This is a genomic window from Azonexus sp., from assembly GCF_047638095.1.
GTDB lineage: Bacteria > Pseudomonadota > Gammaproteobacteria > Burkholderiales > Rhodocyclaceae > Azonexus.
This window is the reverse complement of the sequence record NZ_JBLJBW010000030.1, coordinates 1-22,165: the sequence shown is the minus strand read 5'-3', so window position 1 is coordinate 22,165 and position 22,165 is coordinate 1. Positions and strand designations below refer to the sequence as shown.

The window sequence follows — 22,165 nt, the reverse complement described above, 5'->3', positions numbered from 1 at the left end:
TGCTTTAAGAAAGATTGCTAATCGTTTGTTTTAAAACAAAAAACCGCCATAAATTTCTGGCGGTTTTTTGTTGGTGGCCTGCCTGGTTTTTACTGGGTAATGTAATGCTCCAGCTGCGCGATGATGAATTTCTGGTGGCTGATGGTCGCTTTCACCATGTCACCGATCGAGACCAAACCCAATAATTCGCCCTCGCTGCCGAGTACCGGCAGGTGGCGAAAACGCCGTTCCGTCATCAGTGTCATACATTCGGCAATGGTGTTTTCCGGGTTGACGTAGGCGACCTTGCTGGTCATTACCGCGCTGACCGGGGTTTCCTTGGAATTTTTGTTGGCCAGCGCTATTTTGCGGGCGTAATCGCGTTCGGAAAAAATGCCGACCAGGCGCTCGCCTTCCATCACCAGTACCGCCCCGACACCGTTATCGGACATCACCTGCAAGGCATGGAAAACCATGTCTTTCGGCGACACCACCACCGGCTGGCGATTTTTTTCTGCCAATAATTGTTTGAGTGTTTGCATTTGCCTCTGGCTCCTCTTTTTGGGCTGTTTTGCAGCACTTTTGCTGCGGTGCGCCTAGTTTATGCGTAGCGCCACAGGCTGCCAAGCACAGGCGTGTGCGAAGGTGTGTGCGAAGGCGTGTTCTTGGCTGGATTCCGCGTGCCGCCCGGGAACTTTTGTTCCTCCAGCCCTATCTGCATCAAAGACGCCGCCTGCGCCACATCGGCACAATGGCGGCGCTGTTTTGGCCTATCTCACGGAGTTTTCATGAAAACCATACACGTTTGTAACCACACCACCCCGGAAGCCCTTTACCCCTTTGATGCGCGCGGCGTTGCCAAGCGTTTTCGTCACGCCGCCATTTTTGGCGCTCTCGATTCCCTGATGCCGGGCGAAACCATGCGTTTTTGCAACGACCACGACCCGCTGCCCCTGCTGGCACAAATGCAGCAGCGCTACGGCGAGAAAGTCGCGATCGAATACGTTCAGCGCGAACCTGGCGCGATCGTGATCGATTTCAAAGTCGTGTCGTAACTACCCTGCATGCTCACCACCGTCGCCTTCACCCTGGTTTCTCTCTTAACGGCAGCATTTTTGTTTGCCAGCGGGCAGGGACAGGGGGCGGCGGTGGCGCATGTGGCGTTTGCAATTGGGATCGTGCCACTGATTTTTGCGGCAATGATTCATTTTGTGCCGGTGCTCACGCGCACCGGCGAGCCGTCCCCCTGGATACGCCGCTTGCCCGCTTTGGCGCAGGGGGTGGGGGTTTTGATCGTGCTCGCCATGCAAGGGGTTTTGCCCTATCACGCCGTGTATGCCGGGGCGGTGTTCGATTTTTTTCTGACAGCGAGTCTTTTCCTCTGGCTGTTGCAGCGCGCAGGCAAAACCTTGGGGCGGCCGCATCCGGGCTGGCGCTGGTATGCCGGGGCGTTATCGGTGTTTTTGTGCGCCCTGCTGGCGGTGCTGGCGATGCCGTTCTGGCCGGGAGAGTGGGCGGCCTGGCGCGTTTTGCATCTGCATTTGAATACCTTGGGTTTGCTGGGTTTGGCGGCCTTTGGCACCTTGCCGGTGCTCCTGCCTACCGCCTTGGGGCAAGCCGATCCACAAGCAGCCCCCTGGCTGTTGCGCAAATTCTGGCCGATGCTCGCCGGGGTGGTTTTAAGTAGCTTGGGCGCAGCGTTTTACGCGCCTTTAGCGGTCTTGGGAAGTGTGGTTTTGTTGTTTGTTACGCTCAGTTTGCCTCAGCATTGGTGGCGGCAATTTGGTGCTGCGCGCTTGCGAGATGGTGTGGCGCTGGGTCTTTTTGCTGCAGTTTCCGGGTTTGCTTTGAGCTTGTTTGCCGGCAATTTGCACGCGCTGCTGGCTTGGCCCGCGCGCCCGGCGATTGCGGCATGGGCGGCACTGTTTTTATTACCTCTGGTGACGGCGGCCTTGAGTCAGCTTTTGCCCGTGTGGCGTTGGCCGGGGCCCAAAGTGCCTGGGCGTGCTGCCATGCGCGCGCTTTTGGTACAGGGGGCTGCCTGGCGTGCTGGGGGATTTTTGCTGGGCGGTATGGCGTTTTTGCTGGAATTTTCTGCCCTGGGTGTCGTCTTCTCTTGCGCCGCCTTACTCAGCTTTGTCGTGCAGCTGTTGCGCGCCTTGCGGGTTGAACGGGACACAGAACAAAACACAGAACAAAACACGGCGCAAGAAATCGCGCGGAATTAGTCTCAACTTACGCGGTAAAATCGCGGCTTTTCGATTTTTCCGGTATTCGCTATGCGCTACATTTCGACTCGCGGCCAGGCTGCACCCCAAGCTTTTTGTGACATTTTGCTCGGCGGCCTGGCCCCGGATGGCGGTTTGTACCTGCCGCAAAGCTACCCGCAGGTGAGCCGCGCCGATCTGGACGCCTGGCGCAAGCTTTCTTATGCCGATCTGGCGTACGAAATCCTGTCGCGCTTCATCGACGATATTCCGGCGGCCGATTTGCGCGCTCTCGTCCACAAGACCTACACCGCCGAGGTGTACCGCTTCACCCGTAACGGCGGCGATGCGGCGCAGATCACGCCGCTGACCCAGCTTGAAAACAAGCTCTATACGCAAGAGCTCTCGAACGGCCCGACGCTCGCCTTCAAGGACATGGCGATGCAGTTGCTCGGTAACCTATTCGAATATGTGCTCGACAAGCGCGGCGAATCGATCAACATTCTTGGTGCCACTTCAGGCGACACCGGCTCCGCCGCCGAATACGCCATGCGCGGCAAGCACAACGTCAAAGTCTTCATGCTCTCGCCGGAGGGCAAGATGAGCGCTTTCCAGCGGGCGCAAATGTATTCGCTGAACGATGCCAATATTTTCAACATCGCCGTGACCGGCATGTTCGACGACGCGCAAGACATCGTGAAGGCTGTCTCCAACGACGCCGATTTCAAGAAAACCTACAAAATCGGCGCGGTCAATTCGATCAACTGGGCGCGGGTTGCGGCGCAGATCGTTTATTACTTCCAGGGCTATTTCCTGGCGACGCAGTCCAACGACGAAATGGTTTCGTTTTGCGTACCGTCCGGTAATTTCGGCAACATCTGCGCTGGCCATATCGCCCGTCAGATGGGCTTGCCGATCAAGCAGCTGGTATTGGCGACCAATGAGAACGACGTGCTTGACGAGTTTTTCAAAACGGGCGTTTATCGCCCGCGCAGCTCAAAAGAAACCAGCGTCACCTCCAGCCCGTCGATGGATATTTCCAAGGCTTCCAACTTTGAACGCTTCGTGTTCGATCTGGTCGGGCGCGATGCTGCCGTGGTGCGCGAACTGTGGGCCAAGGTGGAGCGCGGCGAAGCTTTTGACCTGTCGAAAGCGCCTTGCTGGGCTGATCTGCCGAAGTTTGCCTTTGTTTCCGGGCGCAGCACCCATGCCGACCGCCTCGCCACCATCCGCATGGCGCAGGAAAAATACGACGTGATGCTCGACACGCATACCGCCGACGGCCTGAAGGTGGCGCTGGAACACCGGCAACCGGACCTGACCATGATCGTGCTGGAAACCGCGCAACCGGCGAAATTCGAGGAAACTATCCGCGAAGCCTTGCAGGTCGCGCCAGTGCGCCCGGCCGAACTCGCCGGCATCGAGAAATTGCCGCAACACGTGGTGGTGATGGCGCCGGACGTGGCGGCGATCAAGGCTTTCATCGTCGAGCGGGTGTAAAACGCCGTTCCGGCGAGTAGGTGTAAAACGCCGTTCCGGCGAGTAGGTGTAAAACGCCGTCCCTGCGTTTGGGCGAACCGGATTAATGGTGGGAACCTTGTGCTGTGTGGGGAATCGAACGGCTACGAGGTAAATCGTAAGTCTGTTGATGACGATTTGCCGCGACCAAAGACTGTACGGAACAAGATTTTGGGAACAAGATTTTGGGAGGCCCGCCATGTCCAGCAATCAACACACTCTCGCGCACCTGTTCGCGCAGCTTGGTCTGCCCTCGCAGGCGCACGAAATCGAAGCTTTCATCGCCACCCATCGGCCGCTTGCCAACGGCACGGCACTTTACCGGGCGGCCCTGTGGAACTCGGCGCAGCGTGCTTTCCTCAAGGAAGAAATCATTGAAGATGCCGACTGGGCGCTGGCGATCGAGGAATTGAACGCGCGCCTGCACTAAACCGAACTGGCCGCCTGTTGCGGGGGCTTCGATAGGCAGGGGTTGGCACAGGGTTTTTTCCTGTCTGTCCTGCGGCCATGGATGCCGGACGCACTAGAATCACGCCTTTGGTCTTTGCGCTGCATTTTTGCGCGCATTTCTTGGGCGTGAATTGAATTATGGATAGGCTCGCTACCCTCTGGCACGGCCCGGGCGGGACTGGTTTCATCTTTGCCTTGCTGGCCTTGATCAGCCTGGGTTTTTTGTTGCGTTTCGTGTTGCCGGCCTTGATTTTGCTGCGGCAACTGGGGCAGGCCGTGGGGCGTCTGGAGAAATTGGTGCAGACGCAGGCGGCGGCGAAATCATCGGTCGCCCCGCAAATGATTGCCCGTGAAATCATGCAGACCCCGCGCCTCGCCCATCTGTGGCGCGAATACGCGCAAACACTGCACAGCCTTGGCGGCGGCGCGGTGCAAACCCAAGCCGGGCCTACTGTTTGGCGGGCCACGACCATGGCCGAAAGCTATTTCACCGAAGCGGCGCTGGTGGAAACGCCGCTGAAAACCGAGTTTTACAAACATCTGCCGGGCATTCTCACCGGCATTGGCATCATCGGGACTTTTGCTGGATTGATCGTCGGCTTGACGCATTTCGAGGTCAATAGCGATGCTGACACCGTGCGTCTGAGCCTCAAAACTCTGATTCAAGGCGTTGGTCACGCGTTTCAGGTATCTGCTTTGGCGATTGCCCTGGCCATGCTCGCAACCTGGATCGAAAAATCTCTGGTGACGCTGGCGTGCCGCAAGGTGGCGCGCTTGTGTGAGTTGATCGACAGTTTGTTCGAGGGCGGGGTGGAGGAGGAGTACCTCGCCCGCCTGGTGCAGGCCAGCGAGCTTTCCGTGAGCCAGGGAAGCCAGTTGCGCCAGGCCTTGGTGCTTGAATTACGCCAGAGTCTGGGGGCTCTGGCGCAGCAGCAGAATGAACAGCTCGCCAAGCAGCAGGAGCAGATGGCCGCCGCGCTGGCCCATGCCGTCTCCCAGGCGGTGGGCCAGGCGGTGGGCCAGGCACTGCGGGAACCCTTGGCACGCATGGCCAGCGCGGTGGAAAAAGCCGGGAGCAGCCAGGGTGAGGCAACGGCCCGCACTCTGGAGCCGCTGTTGGGAGCTTTCGTTGCCCGCATGGAAGCCAATCTTGGTCAGGGCCAGTCCGGTCTGGAAGCCTTGCTGGCCCGTACAGCCGAATCCTTGAGCAAGGTGGTCGGCGAGCTGGGCCGGGTGGCCGCCCGTCTGGACGGCGCGGGGCAGGGCGCGGTGAGCAGTGCTGCCGGACAATTACAGAATGCGGGTGCCGGCGTCGGGCGGGCGGCTGATACCTTTGCCCAGGCCAGCACACAGCTGCTGGCCGCGACCTCTGCGCTGGCCGGGGCAGCAACGGAAGCGGGCAATGTGATGCGCGAACAGGGGCGCACCCGGGATGCCTTCGCTGTGATGCTCAATGATTTGAAAGTCACCACGGAAAACGCCCGGCGCGAAGCCGCGCTCACCGGCGAACTGGTCTCTCGCCTCGAGGCGGCGGGCAGTGCCTTGGCCGGGGCCAAAATCGAAGCGCGCGATTACCTGGACGGGGTGACCCGGGTGTTGGCCGAGGCGCACGCTAGTTTTGCCGAAAACATCGAGCGCACTTTGCGTCAGGGAAATTCACAGTTTCACAAGGAGCTGTCTACCGCCGTCGATTACCTCAAAGGGGCGATCGAGGAATTGGGCGACACCCTGGAAAATCTGGCTGTGCGCAAATGAGTCTGGGTAGCAAGCGGGCGGCCGCCAAACCCGTCCGGCGCGACGAGGCGGAGCGGCCGTTCTGGATTTCCTTTTCTGATCTGATGACCGCCTTGATGGTGCTGTTTCTGGTCGCCATGACGGTGGCCTTGCTGGCCATTACTGACGAAATTGCCGAAACGGAAGACCTGAAGGCGGCGCGGGAAGAGGATATCGCCCAGCTGATGCATCATCTGAAGGTGGCCAGCGCCGATTTTCCTGGCGTTAGCGTGCGCGGCCGGGTCATCGATTTTGGCGAGCGCGCCCGTTTCGACAGCAACAGTCATCGACTGGATGAGGCGCAGGCGCGGCTGCTGCGCGCGTTTGTCCCCAAGGTGCTGGCGGCCGCCCGCGATCCGCTGGGCGAAAAATGGCTGAAACGCATCGCGGTGGAAGGTTTTGCCGATGCCCGGGGCAGTTATCTGCACAATCTCAACCTTTCCCTGCAACGCTCGCAGCGGGTGCTCTGCGTGCTGATGGCCGGCCCACCGGCAGCCGCCGCCTTGAGTGAGGCTGAACGGCTGCAGGTGCGTGATCTGTTTTTGGTCAGTGGCGCTTCTTTCAATGCTCTGAAAGACAGCGATGCAGAAAGCCGGCGCATCGAGCTGCGTCTGGAATTTCGCGAGCTGGGTGAACGCCGGGGTAGCGCACGCCAGCAGTCGCTGGATGGCGATTTTCGCTGTCCTCTGGATCACTGAGATGGTAGCTGCACTCGAAAAACTGCAGGCTCGGCTGCAAGAAACCCTGGCCGGTCGCCCCCGTCAGCTTGCCTGGGGAGCACCGCAGGCGATGAGCCAGAGCCTGGAGCGGGTGCGCATCGCCTTGCGCGCTCGGCGCGGCATGGATCGTGAGCAGCGCATCGCGCGTGGTCTCATGGCTTTTCGCATGTTGGGAGCAAAAACTGCTTTTGTGCCGCTGAAATACGCCTGTTACGGTCTGGCGCTGCCGGTCGATTGGGAGGCCCGGCGGCTTTTGGCAGAGCGCCAGTCGCTCGAAATTTTGCTGCGGCGCGTGGGCGATTTTTCTGAGGATCCACGCCGTTTCGCTGCCTGTTATCGTGGTTTGTTGTCTTCCTGCCAGCAGGCCCGGGCAGAAAATTTTCCTGCCGCAAGCGCCCTAGCAGACAATTTGCGACACCTTGAAAATTTTCTCCGCACAAACGCGCCCCATGTGGGAAGCGCCTTGCGTGATGAGCTGGCCGACAAAACCTAGGTTTGCCTCTGACGGGATTGGCGGCGCTTCAAATAGTTTGCCTGGACCAGGTATTGAACAGCCGCCGGGCGCTCAGGATGAGTTCGCTGGCGGTCAGCCCGGCGGGGCCGATGGCGGCGGCGACAAGCGCGTCGGCAGCGCAGCCGTGCAGGTGGACGGCACCGGCCAGAGCGCTTGCGGGCGGCCAGTGTTGGCCGAGCAGGGCGAGGGTGATGCCGGTGAGCACGTCGCCCATGCCGGCGCTGGCCAGACCGGGGTTACCGCTTTCGTTGATCGACCAAGCACCGTCCGGCAAGGCAATGACCGTGCCGCAGCCCTTCAGGGCAATCGGACAGGCGAAATTGCGGGCAATTTCCAGCGCCGCGCCGATGCGGTCGGCCTGTACGTCGCGTGTCGAGCTGCCCAGCAGTCGGGCGGCTTCCGCTGGGTGCGGGGTGAGTAGCGCCGGGGCGATGCGGTTGTAGAGGTTGCCTTGCAGGCGGCTGTCGCGCGCCAGAAGATTGAGCGCGTCAGCATCGAGCACCAGCGGCAAAGGGCTTTTCAGCGCCTGCTCGAGATAATCGGCAGCTTCGCTGCTTTGCCCCAGGCCGGGGCCACAGGCCAGCGCATCGAGATCGGCGTGAAACAGTTGATCCGGGCGGCGCAGCATCAGTTCGGGCTGCAGCAGATCGAGGCTGGGGGCATCGGCATCGAGCAGGCCGAGATAGACCCGGCCGCTGCCGAGCAGCAAAGCGGCGCGTGCCGCAAGAAAAGCCGCACCCGCCATGGCCTTGCTGCCGCCGAGAACGCCGACACTGCCGTAGCTACCCTTGTGGCTGTTGCGTCGCCGGGGGAGCAGGTGGGCGGCAAAATCATCGCGCGCGAGCAGATGGCCGTCGGCCTGAAAATCTGGCGAGGGCGGAAGCTCGAGCGTTGCCAGGCGAATGTCGCCGCTGTAGTCCGGCCCGTCGTGGGTGTACAGGCCGGGATGCCGGCCAATGAAGCACAGGGTATGCGTCGCCTGCACCGTGGGTCGCGCCGCCAGGCCGCTGTCGGCATCGAGGCCGGAGGGGCAGTCGAGCGCCAGCAGCGGGCAGGCGTCGCGGCGGGCGAGGTGGTTCATCTGCTGGATGCTGGCCGCGTAGACCGATTCCGGGGCGCGTTTGAGGCCGATGCCGAACAGGCCGTCGACGATCAGCCCCCACGGCCCATGCTCGGGAATTTCAGTCAGAATTTTGCCGCCCGCAGCGAGAAATTCCGCGCGCGCGGCGTGAGCATCGGGCGGTAAATTTTGGCTCGTGCCACCGGGCGCGACCAGATGCACAGACACGCCCTGCGCGTGCAGCAAACGCGCCGTGACGAAGGCATCGCCGCCGTTATTACCCGGCCCGGCTAGCAATAACACCGGTTTTTCTTGATCGGCCAGTAATTGCCGGGCGAGCGCCGCCGCTGCCGTGCCCGCGCGTTGCATCAAGGGCAGATCGGCGTGCGCTGTTTCCAGGCGGCGCAGCTGCGGGCTGAGGTAGAGGGCGCGATCCATGCCGGAGAAGATTTAATTGAGCGTGGCCGAGAGCTTGCGGCGGAATTCGCGCACCAGATCGTCGTGCTGCCCGCCGGCCAGGGCGGTGAAAAAATCGAGCAATGTTTGGCGGCCCGCGCCCTCGCCGAAGAAGCGGTCACGGCGCACCACTTCCAGCGCGGCGTCCAGCGCCTCGCGGAACTGCTGGCGGGCGGCGTAAGCCTTGGCGAGCTCGAGGCGGGCGGCGTGGTCGTCCGGCTTGGCCGCGAGCCGAGCTTCCAGCGGCGCAACGTCCGCCGCGCCCTGGGCCAGCGCCAGCCGGGCGCGCAGGGTTTGCGCGCGCTCGGGCTCATCCTTGAATTCACCGGCCAGCAACTGCGCCGCTTCGTCACTGCGTCCGAGCTGTAGCAAGACATCGATGGCGTCGAGCTGCACTGCCTGATCGCTTGGATTGCCCTGGCTGGCTTCCACCAGCTTGGCGAGCGCCGCATCGAGCTGGCCCTCGGCGACCAGCGCCGCCGCCTGTTCGCGCAAATTGCCTTCCGGGCTGCCGGGCAGGGCGATGCGCTCGAGGAAGGCGCGCAACTGGCCTTCCGGCAAAGCACCGCTGAATTCATCGACCAGCTGCCCTTGATACACCACCTTGACCGAGGGAATGCTGCGTACACCGAAGTGCGCTGCCAGTTCCTGATTTTCATCGGAATTTACCTTGGCCAGCAGGAAGCGCCCCCGATATTCATCTGCCAGTTTTTCGAGAAGCGGTTTCAGCGTCTGGCACGGGCCGCACCACGGTGCCCAGAAATCAACCACCACCGGCGTCTGCAAGGAAGCCTGGAGAACCTTGGCTTCAAAATCGGCGAGAGAAACGTCAAACGAAAAAGCGTCCATGGACTTTTTTGCTCAAAGGGTTGGGGGAAGGGGATTCTAGCCTCATTGATCCAATAAACGGTAACCCACGCCGGGTTCGGTGCGAATGTAGCGCGGGCGGTTGGGGTCGGTTTCGAGTTTACGGCGCAAGCCGGCCATGTAGACGCGCAAATAGTGGGTGTCATCGACGTGATTGGGCCCCCAAACCTCTTTCAAGAGGTGGCGATGGGTGACGACGCGCCCCATATGGGTGATGAGTTGGGCGAGCAGCTTATATTCGATCGGGGTGAGATGGATTTCTTCTTCGCCGCGCATAAGCCGGCGTTTGATCCGGTCGACCGTAATATCGCCCAGAACCACCACCGGTGCGCTGCCAAGTTGGGCTGTGCGCCGCAACAAGGCGCGAATGCGGGCCTGCAATTCGGCGATACCGAAAGGTTTGGTCAGGTAGTCATCGGCTCCTGCATCGAGTGCGCGCACTTTTTCGCTTTCCAGCGTGCGTGCTGAGAGAATTAAAATCGGCAAGGTCGTCCAGCTGCGCACTTCACGGATCAGATCAATACCGTCCCGGTCGGGCAATCCCAGGTCGATGATTGCCAAATCGGGTTTGCGCGTGCCCAATTCGATCAGGCCACGCGCCGCATTTTCTGCTTCGTGTACGACGCACTCCTCCGCTTCGAGCGCGGCACGGATGAAACGCCGAATCTGTGTTTCGTCCTCGATGATGACGACGTTGAATTCGCGGTGGATTGACGTCATGTTGCCTCCTCTCTGGGGACTTCCGGAGCTTTGCCACAGGGTAGTTTGATAACAAAACGCGCACCACCGCTTGCGCTTTTTTCGGCGCATACCGTACCGCCGTGGGCTTCGACGATAGCGCGCACGATGGAAAGGCCCAGGCCGACACCGCTGATCGGCGATTCATTGCGCCCGCGTGCGAATTTCATGAATAGGCTTTCTTCCTTGCTCGGAGGCAAGCCCGGGCCGTCATCTTCGACATGGATATATGCGTGTTGATCCTTGCACTGTGCCGAAATGTTGATGTTGCTGCCGGGGGGAGTATGTTTTGCGGCATTGTCCAGAAGGTTACAGAACACGCGTTCCATCAGGATCGAATCGAAATAAAGCAGAGGCAAATCCGGAGGGAGGGCGATATTGACCGTATGTTTCGCCAGTACCACAGCGCGTGATTGCAGTGCGACCCCGACCACTTCCTCCAGAGCTTGCCAGTCGCATTGCAGTTTGACCTCGCCGCTTTGCAGGCGCGCCATATCTAGGAGGTTGCTCACCAAGATGTTCGTGCGCAGCGCCTCTTCGCGTATGGTTTGTGCAATTTCGGCTTGTTCCGGCGGCAAAGGGGGGCCGGCCAGATGCAAGGATTCGGCAAGGCCGGAAAGTACCGTGAGCGGTGTGCGCAGATCGTGCGACAGCGCAGCAAGCAGAGAGTTGCGCAGCTGTTCGGACTCCATTTTGAGTAAAACATCTTGTGCAACGGTAATGAAGTGTACGCGTTCCAGCGCAATGGCGATCAGGCTGGCGCTGGTGTCGAGTAAGCGTTGTTGTTCCGGCGAGAGTGACCAGGGTTGTGTCGGTGGCAGCAGTGCGAGCACGCCGCGTGTGCGTATTGGCGCGCTTAAGGGCAGGTAGAGGGCATGGGCGGCGGGCAGGGTGGTTGTGGAGCAACCGGCGGCTTCGTTGTGACTGAGCGCGTAATGTGCGATACCCAGATCGAGTCCAGGCAGGCCTTTGTCGCCGATGACTTGCAAACGGTCGTTGGCATCGAGCGCCAGCACGCTCAAGCGGGCACCAAATACGCGTTCGACGAAACGCTGGCTGATATCGACGATTTGTTCGCTGGCCAAAGCTCCCGAGAGTTCGCGTGCCATTTCGAACAAAGCGCGCATCCTCTGCTCTCGGCGCAGTGCAACGTCAGCTTGAAATTTCAAGCGAGCGGTCATTTGGCCGATCATCAAGGCCACTAGCAGCATGACGGCAAAGGTCGGCAGGTAATGCACATCACTCACGGCAAAAGACAGCCGCGGAGGGACGAAAAAGAAATCAAACGCACCGACGGAGAGCGCCGCCGCCAGCGCACCCGGTCCGCGCCCTAATCGGTAAGCAGTGAAAACCGTCATCGATAGAAAAATCATGACGATATTGGCCAGTTCGAGATGCGCACGCAAAGGCGTGGTCAGTAAGGCGGTGAGAACGACGCCCGCGCCGGCCCAGAGATAGTCGCGCCAAGGGATGGGCGTGCGTGTGTTGTGTTGCGACGGTTCTGTGCCGATGCTGCGTTCGTTTGTATCGCGAGCGATGAGAACGATTTCAAGCTCGCTCGCCTGTTGCCCAAGTTTTTCGGCAAAACTGCGTTGCCAAGGCCAGCGCTGGATGGTTTCCCGGCCGATCACGATCCGACCCAGATTGTGTTCGCGGGCGTAGGCGCTGGCAGTGGCAACGGCATCGTCACCAGACAAACTGGCGGTCGTCGCTCCCAAATCTTGCGCCAGCTTCAGGCTGCGTAGAATGCGCGCACGGTTTTCTGCTGAAAGTCTTTGCAGTTTTGGGGTTTCAATGTAAATGGTGTGCCATGGAGCGTTGTTGTGCGCAGCCAGCCTTGCGCCGGAGCGAATCAGTTTATTGCTACCGTGGCCGGCACCAATGCACACAAGCAATGATTCTTGTGTTGGCCACACAGTGTTGGCGGAGGTGGCACGGCGATAGGCAAGTACGTCGTCATCAACACGGTCAGCAGTACGTCGCAAAGCCAATTCGCGTAGTGCGAGCAGATTGCCTTTGCGGAAAAAATTCTGCACCGCACGTTCGGCCTGCTGCGGGAGATAGACCTTGCCAGCGTGCAAGCGCTGCAACAATTCATCGTGCGGCAGGTCGACCAGGACGATTTCATTTGCTTGATCAAAAACATGGTCCGGCAGGGTTTCCCAAACCTTGATGCCGGTGATGCCGCTAATGACATCATTGAGGCTTTCCAGATGTTGCACGTTGACCGTCGTAAAAACGTCGATGCCGGCTGCGAGCAGTTCTTCTACATCTTGCCAGCGCTTGGGGTGGCGCGAACCGGGTGCATTTGAATGGGCCAATTCGTCGATCAGAATAAGTTTTGGTTGGCGTTTGAGTGCCGCATCAATGTCGAACTCTGACAGCGTATGTCCTTTGTAGTCGATATGCCGGAGCGCAATCTGTTCCAGTCCGTCTACCAATTCTGCTGTTTCTGAGCGGCCATGGGTTTCGACTACGCCAATGACCAGATCGATGCCTTGTGCTTGCAGGTTTTGTGCGGCGGCCAGCATGGCATAAGTTTTTCCCACGCCCGGGTTGGCACCGAAGAAAATTTTCAGCTTGCCGCGCGCGCTGTGTGCTGACTCTTCCGCCAAGCGTACTAACAACACATCCGGGTCCGGTCGTGAGGAGTCGTGATGCGTGGCGTTATTCATCGTTTGTCGTGTTCTTTTTCATGCGTTCTCCTCGGAGGCGTCAGCGGGTGATTGACGGGTGATACGTTCCGGCCATGCGCAAATTGAGCAAGGTGCGAAACATCTTCTTGCAATGCGGACCGCAGGTTCGTTGGCGACCATAGGATAGTTCATGCAGGCGCAGGCTGATGTGGTGTGTGTTGCCGCAGACGGGACAAACGTGGGTAGTGGTTTCCATGGCGCGCGCCGATTCAAACAGTGCGTTCGACATAGCGCGCCAAATCTATCGATTGAGCGGCAATGCGCGGTGAAACCAAGAAGATTTCGCTGTGTGCGATGCTGCTCAAAGCGATCGCCATGCTGACCGCAGCCGTCGTGGTAGCGCCGATGGCGATGCGTGCAGGCTTTTTCAGGCCACCGATAAATTGTTCCAGTTTTGATTGCCCTTCGGCATCAGTGGAAAACTCACGTTGTTCGACGATCTGTCCGCTTTCGCACAGGCTTAGACGGTAATGCTCGTTTTCAATGGCGACCCCGACATTGAACAGTTGTTGAAGACAGTGGCCACTCATACAGGACTTCCGGTTGTTCCAAGGGCGGTTTCGCTCCCTGCTCGACAACGGCAATATAGCGAGTTGGGTGTAAGGATTTCGTAAAAACCAAGGGGTGAGGCGTTAAAAAAATACGGTCTTTTGATCCGGCTCGAGACGCTCTGAAATTGTCTTGCGCGGGAGTCTGTTAAAGCTCGTCGCGAGCTCAGGGAGAGCGTTTCGTGCATATCAAATGACACCGCCTCGCTGCAGTTGTGTGGTAGACAATGAAAGGCCGCAGCGTAGGAGGCTGCGGCCTTTCTGAGTGATGTACGGCAGTTTTTCAGAAGTTGCGGGAAATCGATACGACGGCGCTGGAGCGGCCGGCATCACGGCGTTTTGCGCCGGTTTGCTGGCCGTGTCGATCGAGATCGTTGCTCAGACAGTAGGGTTCGTTGTGTCGGCAAGCCCCGGCGGCGTTGCTGTCGATATAGCTCAGGCCAAGAACCCAGCCGTGCAGTTCTTTGCTGATGCCAAGTTTCCAGTCGGTATAGCTTGCCTGGGGGAGGTTGTGCACGCGCAAACGGCCGACGTGGGCATGGATCCCCCAGCCTTCTCCTAGATCAAATGCTGCGGAAAGATCAAGATATCCGGTACCCCGTGTTCTTTCACCATTGGGGCCGCGAGCGTTGAAATAATCGGTGAGCGCATGGGAATACCTTGCGGATAAAAATTTCCAGCTTGCACCCAGATATAGTTCGCCATTTTTGACTTTTTTCCCGTTGAGTTCAGCGCCCGGATAGGCGTAGTAAAGCGCGCCCAGATCGAGTTTGATTGCGCCGATATCGGTTTTGTAGCCGGCGTAAAAGTCCATCTCCAGGTTGCTGCCGGGGTAACCTGCGCCAGGGCTGACGTTGGAGTTCCAGTTGCCGGCATACCATCCGCTGCTGTGTGTGTAATCGATGCCGCCTTGTAAGGCCGGGCGCATAAAAGTTTGGCTGATGCCGCGAAAGCGGTAGTCACTGAACAGGCCGATCGTGCCGTTGAACGTGCTGGCAGGCGTTGCGGCCATGGTGTTTTCGGCAGCGCCCCCCTGGGCGAGTGCCGCGTGGTGGAAGAGACCGGTCAGAAGAGCGGTGATGAGTATTTTTTTCAAGAAAAATCTCCTGGGTAAAAAAACGCAAACTTCATTAATCCGACACAGCTCTGCGTGAATCGCTCGCACTGCGCCTGCCAAAGAATTTTGGCGAGCGCGTTTTGAGCGTGATTCCAGGTGTTGTGAGCCGGATCAATCGGCCTGCTGCTGAAATTTTTTCAGCGTTGGGTGGGCAATCGGTCAAGCGTCAGATTTAGCGTCAGCACATTGACCCGTGCTTCTCCTAGAAAGCCGAATTGGCGCTCTTCAGTGTGCTGAGCGATGAGTTCGCGGACCTGTTTTTCCGTCAGATCATTGTGGCGGGCGATGCGCGGCGCTTGCCATAGCGCAGCGGCGACACTGATATGCGGATCGAGCCCACTGCCCGAGCTGCTCACCAGGTCGACCGGGATTGGCGTGTGTTGCTCAGGATCGCTGGCCTTGAGTGCGGCAATACGTGTTTTCAGTGCATCTTCCAGGGCTGGGTTGAGCGGCCCCAGGTTGGCGGCACCTGATGCTGCGGCGTTAAAAGGCATTGGGCCAGTGGCCGAAGGGCGTCCCCAGAAATGGCGTGTATCAGAGAACGCCTGGCCGATCAGGCGTGAACCGCGGACTTTGCCATCCTCGACAATCAGGCTGCCGTTGGCTTGTGCCGGAAAAACTGTTTGGGCAAGGCCAGTGATCAAAGCCGGATAAGCGGCCCCGGTAATGAGCGTGAGCAGACCAAATACGACGAGAGCAGGTTTCAGTTCTTTGAGCATGGAAAACTCCTTCGATCAAACGAGCTTGAGGGCGACCAAAATGAGGTCGATCAACTTGATGCCGATGAACGGCACGATCAGGCCGCCGATGCCATACACCAACAGGTTGCGGCGCAAAATGGCAACCGCGCCGAGTGGGCGGTAATTCACGCCTTTCAAGGCGAGCGGGATGAGCGCGATGATGATGAGCGCGTTGAAAATAACCGCCGACAAAATCGCCGAATCCGGTGTTGCCAGACCCATGACGTTGAGGCTGTTAAGAACTGGGTAGTTTGAGGCGAAAGCGGCCGGGATGATGGCGAAGTATTTGGCAACATCGTTGGCGATAGAAAATGTCGTCAGTGCGCCGCGTGTCATCAGCATTTGCTTGCCGGTTTCGACAACCTCGATCAATTTTGTTGGATTGGAGTCTAGGTCGACCATGTTGCCGGCTTCTTTTGCTGCTTGCGTGCCGGTGTTCATGGCCACTGCTACGTCGGCCTGGGCAAGCGCCGGTGCGTCATTGGTGCCGTCGCCGGTCATGGCAACCAGGCGTCCCTCGGCCTGGTATTGGCGAATTAAGGCAAGCTTGGCTTGCGGCGTGGCCTCGGCAAGAAAATCATCGACTCCGGCCTCGCCGGCAATGGCGGCGGCGGTTAAATGATTGTCGCCGGTGATCATGACCGTCTTGATACCCATGCGACGCAGTTCGATGAAACGTTCCTTGATGCCGCCCTTGACCACGTCCTTGAGTTCGATGCTGCCGAGCACGTGATTGCCTTCGGCCACGACGAGTGGCGTTGCACCGCGTCGGGCAATGTCGTCCACCGTTTCTTGCACCTTGCTCGGCCATTCGCCGCCCAGGGCAATGACGTGGTTTTTCAGCGTTTCCGCCGCGCCTTTACGAATGCTTCGGCCCTGCCAGTCGATACCGCTCATGCGCGTTTGCGCAGTGAAGTGGATGAAATTGGCACCGTCGGCGTGGCTTAGATTGGTCAAATCACGTCCACGCTGTTGCAGATTTTTTTTCGCCAGTTGAACGATCGATCGGCCTTCCGGTGTTTCATCCGCAAGCGAAGCGTAGAGTGCGCATTCCGCCAGTTGCTGTTCGGAAAATCCGGGAGCGGAGAAAAAGTTTGAGGCTTGCCGGTTGCCCAAAGTGATCGTGCCGGTTTTATCCAGCATCAGTACATCGACGTCGCCTGCCGCTTCGACCGCACGTCCGGACGTGGCGATGACGTTTTTACTCAGCATCCGACTCATGCCGGCCACGCCAATGGCTGAGAGCAGGCCGCCGATGGTGGTGGGAATCAGGCAAACGAGCAAGGCCACGAGGACGGTGAGGGTAATCGGCGAACCCGTGCTGGTCGCCGTGACGCTGAAGAGCGAAAAAGGCAGCAAGGTCGTCGTCGCCAGCAAAAAAACCAGAGTCAGTGCAACGAGTAGGATGGTCAGGGCGATTTCGTTGGGCGTTTTCTGGCGTTTGGCAGTTTCGACCATACCAATCATTCGATCGAGAAAGGTTTCACCTGGATTTACCGTGATGCGGATGATCAGCCAGTCAGACAGCACGCGCGTGCCACCGGTAACGGCTGAAAAATCACCGCCGGCTTCACGAATCACGGGGGCCGATTCGCCGGTAATCGCCGACTCATCGACGGAGGCAACGCCTTCAATGACTTCGCCATCGCCGGGAATGGTTTCATTGGCCATGACGATGACCACATCGCCTTTGCGCAAATCTTCTGAAGGCGAGGTAGTCATTTTTGCGCCGTAATGGGGTTCTTGCAGTTTTTTTGCCCATACGGTTTTACGCAAACCGCGCAAGGCCGCCGCCTGCGCCTTGCCGCGCCCTTCGGCGATGGCTTCGGCAAAATTGGCAAAAATCACGGTGAACCATAGCCACAGGCTGATCGTTAGAATGAACCCCGGGTTTTCTTGCTGGCCCGTCGCGTCTGTGCTGAATAAGGCGTGCACAAACAGGGCGGTAGTAAGCAGGCTGCCCAGCCAGACTACGAACATCACCGGGTTTTTGAGCTGATGGCGTGGCGACAGGCGTTTGCAGGATTCGATCAAGGCCTTGCGCAGTAGCGCCGGGTCGGTCATTGATTGCATGGTTTGCATCATTTTTCCTTATTTTGCACTGAGCATTTGCAGGTGTTCGACGATTGGTCCTAAAGCCAGGGCCGGCAAGAAAGTCAGTGCGCCAACAACAATCACCGTACTCACCAGCAAGAACACGAAGAGCGGTGTGTGGGTCGGCAGAGTGCCTGCGCTCGGGGGGATGCTTTTTTTGTTGGCCAGCGCACCGGCGATGGCCAGTACAGGGACAATCAGCCAAAAGCGCGAAAACAACATGGCAAAACCCAGTAGCGTGTTGTAGAACGGTGTGTTCGCGGTCAGACCGGCAAAGGCGCTGCCGTTGTTGTTGCCGGCCGAGGATAGTGCGTAGAGAATTTCCGAAAAACCGTGGGGGCCAGGGTTGGCAATGCCGGCCCGGCCAGCGTCGACACTCACGGCAAGCGCTGTCCCGAGAAGCACAACCAGGGGCGGTACAAGAATGGCGACGGCAGCCATTTTGATTTCGAAAGCTTCAATTTTTTTACCCAGGTATTCCGGGGTACGTCCGATCATCAAACCGGCGACAAAGACGGCAATGAGCGCAAAAATGATCATGCCGTAAAGCCCGGAGCCCGTGCCGCCAAAAACCACTTCACCGAGTTGCATCAACCACATTGGTACCATGCCGCCGAGCGGCGTGAACGCGTCGTGCATGGCATTGACGGAACCATTCGAGGCAGAAGTGGTGACCGTAGCCCAGAGCGCTGAATTAACGACGCCGAAACGGGTTTCCTTGCCTTCCATATTGCCGCCGGATTGCATTTCAGAGGCGCGCGTATCCAGGCCCAAACGTTCGTGCAGTGGGTTGCCTGATTGTTCTGCCCAAACGCAGAGCGCCAGCATGGCAACAAAAATACTGGTCATCGCGGCATAAATCGCCACTCCCTGCCGACGATCGCCAAGGTAAATTCCGAAAGTAAAACAAAGCCCGGCGGGAATCAGGAAAATGGCCAGCACTTCGAGAAAATTCGACAGCGGTGTGGGATTTTCCAAAGGGTGTGCCGAATTGACGCCAAAAAAACCGCCACCATTGGTGCCCAGTTGCTTGATGGCAATTTGCGAAGCGGCCGGACCAACGGCGATTTGCTGTTGGTGTATTTTTGCGCTTTCCGTAACAGGCAGGCCTTGCGCATCGATGATCACCTGACCGTCCGCGCCAAGTTTTGGCGACGTGTGCTCAAGCGGCTCGACGAGATTGGCCGTGATGTGCGGGCTGAAAGTTTGCACGACACCTTGGCTGACCAGTGCCAAAGACAGGGCGATCGACAGCGGCAAAAGGATGTAAAGCGTTGAGCGCGTCAAGTCGACCCAGAAATTACCCAGAGAAGCCGCTTCGCGCTGAACGAAACCTCGTGCCAGTGCAATCAACACGGCCATGCCGGTGGCAGCAGAGACGAAATTTTGCACGGTCATTCCGAGCATTTGCGTCAGGTAACTCATTGCCGATTCACCGCTGTAAGACTGCCAGTTGGTATTGGTGACAAAACTAACGGCAGTGTTGAATGCCAGATCGGCACTTGTTGCGGCCATGCCGTCCGGGTTGAGCGGGAGCAGGTCTTGCAGGCGTTGCAGGGCAAAAACCGCCAAAAAACCAAGCAGGTTGAAGAGTAAAACGGCCTGGGCGTAACGTGTCCATGTCATGCTGTCATCGTGATGTACGCCTGCCAGACGATATAAGCCATGTTCCAGCGGACGCAGCCAGCGTATTGCGGCAGGCAGGTCGCCACGATAGATGCGCGCCATGTAGCGGCCCAAAGGCCAGGCGCAGATGAACAGGACGCCCAGATAAAATGCAAGTTGCGCGTAGGCGTTGTCCGTCATGAGAAATCCTCCGGGAAAAACAATACGGCGATGAGGTAGGCAAACACACCGATGGCACTCGCCAAGGCCAGCAAGTAGAGCGGGTTCATCGTTGCCTCCGGATTTTTTCAAAGAGCGGCACGAGGCAGGCTGTGACGGCGAAAAAGGCGATGCCCAGCAGCAAATAAAGCGGATCCATAAAGCCTCCTAAATGGACGGGTTGCGACAGTGGGCACCTTAGGTTTTTGTGTATTAAGAAAGCGCTAAAAATCCGTGCAATCAGCGTTAAGAGGGCGTTAAGAGCCGATGTCATGGCGATGGCTAAAAACGCGCGGTAATGCCTTGTGGTTTTTTGTCGCTGTGGTGTTGTGCATTCTTGCCGGGCGCTTTTCGACGTAGTGGCTTGATCAGACAGGTTCAGAATCTGTCATTCCGGTGTGTTTTCAGCGCAGGTGAAATTCGCTTTTTACACCCACTTTCGGCTATCATTCGGCTTTCCCGCAGCCTGTCTTTCCATGACCAAATACGTTTTCGTTACGGGTGGTGTCGTGTCCTCCTTGGGCAAAGGCATCGCCGCCGCGTCGCTGGGGGCCATTCTGGAATCCCGCGGCATCAAAGTCACCCATCTCAAGCTCGACCCTTACATCAACGTCGATCCCGGCACGATGAGTCCCTTCCAGCATGGCGAGGTGTTCGTCACCGAGGACGGGGCCGAGACCGATCTCGATCTGGGGCATTACGAGCGCTTCACCAGCGCCCGCATGAGCAAGCGCAACAACTTCACTACCGGTCAGGTCTATGACTCGGTATTGAAGAAAGAACGGCGCGGCGAGTATCTCGGCAAGACGGTGCAGGTCATTCCGCACATCACTGATGAAATCAAGGGCAAGGTCAAGGCCGGTGCCGAAGGGGCCGATGTGGCCATCGTCGAGGTCGGGGGTACGGTGGGCGATATCGAGTCGCTGCCGTTTCTGGAAGCCATCCGCCAGATGGGCATCGAGGAAGGCCGCAACAACACCTGTTTCATTCACCTGACGCTGCTGCCCTATATTCCGACTGCAGGCGAGTTGAAAACCAAGCCAACCCAGCATTCGGTCAAGGAATTGCGTGAAATCGGCATCCAGCCGGACATCCTGCTCTGCCGCGCCGATCGTTCGGTGCCGGCAGAAGAGCGGCGCAAGATCGCGCTGTTCTGCAACGTCATGCCGGAGGCCGTCATCGAATGCCTGGACGCCGATTCGATTTACAAGATTCCCGGCGCGCTGCACGAGCAGATGCTCGATGAAATCGTCTGCCACAAGCTCGGCATCCTCGCCAAGGCGGCGGATCTGACGCCCTGGGACAAGCTGATCGAGGCCATGGAGCACCCGCTGCACACGGTGCGCGTGGCTTTTGTCGGTAAATACGTCGATTTGACCGAGTCGTACAAATCCTTGATCGAAGCCATCAAGCACGCCGGCATCCACACCCGCAGCAAGATCGAAATCGAATACATCGACTCCGAGAACATCGAAAAAGAAGGCACCGGCATTCTCGCCGACATGGATGCCATTCTCGTTCCTGGCGGCTTTGGCCGGCGCGGCACGGAAGGCAAGATTGCCGCCATCCGCTACGCGCGCGAAAGCGGCAAGCCTTTCCTGGGCATTTGCCTGGGCATGCAAATGGCGGTGGTGGAATTTGCCCGCCACGTCGCCGGCCTGAAAGACGCGCATTCGACCGAATTTGTCGCCGATACGCCGTACCCGGTGATCGGCCTGATTACCGAATGGCACGACGCGTCCGGTCAGATCGAAAAGCGCGACGAGGCCTCCGACCTGGGCGGCACCATGCGCCTGGGCGGCCAGCTTTGTCTGCTGAAAGAGGGCAGCTTGGCCCGCCGCATTTACGGCGCGCCGGAAATCACCGAGCGCCACCGGCATCGCTACGAAGTGAACAACGCGCTGCTCGGCCAACTGGAAGATAAAGGCCTGGTCGTTTCCGGGCGCGCGCCGGGCACCGACCTGTGCGAGATGATCGAATTGCCGGCCGACGTGCATCCCTGGTTCGTCGCCTGCCAGTTCCACCCTGAATTCACCTCCAACCCGCGTGCCGGTCACCCCCTATTCACGTCCTACGTGCAGGCCGCGCTGGCGGCGCAGCCGGGGGAAAAGGCATGAAGCTGTGCGGTTTCGAGGCGGGCCTGACGCAACCCTTTTTCCTCATCGCCGGGCCGTGTACCGCCGAATCGGAACAGCTGTGCGTCGATGTTGCCGGGCAGATGCAGGAAATCTGTCGGCGTCTTGGCATCCACTACATTTTCAAGGCGTCCTACGACAAGGCCAACCGCAGTTCCGGCCAGTCGGTGCGCGGCCCCGGCATCGATGGCGGCTTGAAAATTCTCGACAATGTGCGCACGCAGATCGGCGTGCCGGTGCTGACCGATGTCCATGACGCTGCCGATGTGGCGCAGGTGGCCAGCGTCGTCGACGTGCTGCAAACCCCGGCCTTTCTCTGCCGCCAAACCGATTTCATTCATGCGGTAGCCGCCTGCGGCAAGCCGGTGAATATCAAGAAAGGGCAGTTCCTCGCCCCCGGCGACATGAAGCACGTCGTCGCCAAGGCGCGCGAAGTCAATGGCGGGGCCGATAACATCCTGGTCTGCGAGCGCGGCGCCTCCTTCGGCTACAACAATCTGGTCTCCGACATGCGCTCGCTCGCCATCATGCGCGACACCGGTTGCCCGGTGGTGTTCGATGCGACGCATTCGGTGCAGTTGCCGGGCGGGCAGGGGACGGTATCCGGCGGGCAGCGCGAATTCGTCCCGGTGCTGGCGCGCGCTGCGGTGGCCGTCGGCATCTCCGGCCTGTTCATGGAAACCCATCCCTGCCCGGAAAAAGCCTTTTCCGACGGCCCGAATTCCTGGCC

General features: G+C 58.9%; 20 protein-coding genes. 9 read left to right on the top strand and 11 right to left on the bottom strand.

All coding sequences use genetic code 11. From position 1 onward, the window contains the following. Window positions 1-89: 89 nt before the first annotated feature. Window positions 90-521, bottom strand: a complete 432-nt coding sequence (locus tag ACM62Q_RS09025) for a CBS domain-containing protein (protein WP_415035744.1) — start codon at window positions 519-521, stop codon at window positions 90-92. A gap of 246 nt (window positions 522-767) precedes the next feature. Here ACM62Q_RS09025 and ACM62Q_RS09020 point away from each other — a divergent pair, with 246 nt between their 5' ends. The 7 genes from ACM62Q_RS09020 to ACM62Q_RS08990 all read left to right on the top strand — a co-directional run bounded on the left by ACM62Q_RS09020 (window position 768) and on the right by ACM62Q_RS08990 (window position 7,139). After that, entirely contained in the window at window positions 768-1,034 is a 267-nt protein-coding gene (locus tag ACM62Q_RS09020; protein WP_415035742.1) for a DUF2249 domain-containing protein, read from the top strand. A 9-nt stretch (window positions 1,035-1,043) separates the two neighbouring features. Next, entirely contained in the window at window positions 1,044-2,207 is a 1,164-nt protein-coding gene (locus tag ACM62Q_RS09015; protein ID WP_415035740.1) for a hypothetical protein, read from the top strand. Between the two features lie 51 nt (window positions 2,208-2,258). After that, entirely contained in the window at window positions 2,259-3,686 is a 1,428-nt protein-coding gene (gene thrC / locus ACM62Q_RS09010) for a threonine synthase (protein WP_415035738.1), read from the top strand. 217 nt (window positions 3,687-3,903) lie between these two features. After that, window positions 3,904-4,134, top strand: coding sequence for a DUF2789 family protein (locus tag ACM62Q_RS09005; protein ID WP_415035736.1), 231 nt, complete (start codon window positions 3,904-3,906; stop codon window positions 4,132-4,134). A 158-nt stretch (window positions 4,135-4,292) separates the two neighbouring features. Then, the gene (zorA, locus tag ACM62Q_RS09000) at window positions 4,293-5,909 is read left to right on the top strand and encodes an anti-phage ZorAB system protein ZorA (RefSeq protein ID WP_415035734.1); all 1,617 of its coding nucleotides are present in this window, start codon (window positions 4,293-4,295) and stop codon (window positions 5,907-5,909) included. Continuing rightward, window positions 5,906-6,625, top strand: a complete 720-nt coding sequence (locus ACM62Q_RS08995) for a flagellar motor protein MotB (RefSeq protein ID WP_415035732.1) — start codon at window positions 5,906-5,908, stop codon at window positions 6,623-6,625. Before zorA ends, ACM62Q_RS08995 begins: the two co-directional genes overlap by 4 nt. A gap of 1 nt (window position 6,626) precedes the next feature. After that, entirely contained in the window at window positions 6,627-7,139 is a 513-nt protein-coding gene (locus ACM62Q_RS08990) for a hypothetical protein (protein WP_415035730.1), read from the top strand. A 28-nt stretch (window positions 7,140-7,167) separates the two neighbouring features. Here the strand turns inward: ACM62Q_RS08990 and ACM62Q_RS08985 are convergent, their stop codons facing one another. The 10 genes from ACM62Q_RS08985 to ACM62Q_RS08940 all read right to left on the bottom strand — a co-directional run bounded on the left by ACM62Q_RS08985 (window position 7,168) and on the right by ACM62Q_RS08940 (window position 19,371). Next, window positions 7,168-8,658: an NAD(P)H-hydrate dehydratase gene (locus tag ACM62Q_RS08985; protein ID WP_415035728.1), complete on the bottom strand. Its 1,491-nt coding sequence runs from the start codon at window positions 8,656-8,658 to the stop codon at window positions 7,168-7,170. A 12-nt stretch (window positions 8,659-8,670) separates the two neighbouring features. Next, on the bottom strand, window positions 8,671-9,525 hold the full coding sequence (locus tag ACM62Q_RS08980) for a tetratricopeptide repeat protein (RefSeq protein ID WP_415035726.1): 855 nt from the start codon (window positions 9,523-9,525) through the stop codon (window positions 8,671-8,673). Between the two features lie 42 nt (window positions 9,526-9,567). After that, a complete protein-coding gene (locus tag ACM62Q_RS08975) occupies window positions 9,568-10,263 on the bottom strand; it encodes a response regulator (RefSeq protein ID WP_415035724.1) in 696 nt (231 codons plus the stop codon). After that, window positions 10,260-12,956, bottom strand: coding sequence for a DUF4118 domain-containing protein (locus tag ACM62Q_RS08970; protein ID WP_415035722.1), 2,697 nt, complete (start codon window positions 12,954-12,956; stop codon window positions 10,260-10,262). The genes ACM62Q_RS08975 and ACM62Q_RS08970 overlap by 4 nt, the downstream gene beginning before the upstream one ends. 230 nt (window positions 12,957-13,186) lie before the next feature. After that, window positions 13,187-13,507 carry a hypothetical protein gene (locus ACM62Q_RS08965; RefSeq protein WP_415035720.1) on the bottom strand — a complete coding sequence of 107 codons (321 nt, stop codon included), beginning with the start codon at window positions 13,505-13,507 and terminating at the stop codon, window positions 13,187-13,189. Between the two features lie 301 nt (window positions 13,508-13,808). Further along, on the bottom strand, window positions 13,809-14,621 hold the full coding sequence (locus tag ACM62Q_RS08960; protein ID WP_415035718.1) for a TorF family putative porin: 813 nt from the start codon (window positions 14,619-14,621) through the stop codon (window positions 13,809-13,811). Between the two features lie 158 nt (window positions 14,622-14,779). Further along, on the bottom strand, window positions 14,780-15,361 hold the full coding sequence (gene kdpC / locus ACM62Q_RS08955; RefSeq protein WP_415035716.1) for a potassium-transporting ATPase subunit KdpC: 582 nt from the start codon (window positions 15,359-15,361) through the stop codon (window positions 14,780-14,782). Between the two features lie 15 nt (window positions 15,362-15,376). Beyond that, window positions 15,377-17,455 carry a potassium-transporting ATPase subunit KdpB gene (gene kdpB, locus ACM62Q_RS08950; RefSeq protein ID WP_415035714.1) on the bottom strand — a complete coding sequence of 693 codons (2,079 nt, stop codon included), beginning with the start codon at window positions 17,453-17,455 and terminating at the stop codon, window positions 15,377-15,379. Between the two features lie 18 nt (window positions 17,456-17,473). Continuing rightward, a complete protein-coding gene (kdpA, locus tag ACM62Q_RS08945; RefSeq protein ID WP_415035712.1) occupies window positions 17,474-19,282 on the bottom strand; it encodes a potassium-transporting ATPase subunit KdpA in 1,809 nt (602 codons plus the stop codon). Next, window positions 19,279-19,371, bottom strand: coding sequence for a potassium-transporting ATPase subunit F (locus ACM62Q_RS08940; protein WP_415035710.1), 93 nt, complete (start codon window positions 19,369-19,371; stop codon window positions 19,279-19,281). The genes kdpA and ACM62Q_RS08940 overlap by 4 nt, the downstream gene beginning before the upstream one ends. 405 nt (window positions 19,372-19,776) lie before the next feature. On the opposite strand from ACM62Q_RS08940, the gene ACM62Q_RS08935 reads away from it, so the two are divergent. Next, a complete protein-coding gene (locus tag ACM62Q_RS08935; protein ID WP_415035708.1) occupies window positions 19,777-21,417 on the top strand; it encodes a CTP synthase in 1,641 nt (546 codons plus the stop codon). Continuing rightward, on the top strand, window positions 21,414-22,165 hold a 752-nt coding region (gene kdsA, locus ACM62Q_RS08930; protein WP_415035706.1), incomplete at its 3' end, for a 3-deoxy-8-phosphooctulonate synthase. The genes ACM62Q_RS08935 and kdsA, both read left to right, overlap by 4 nt.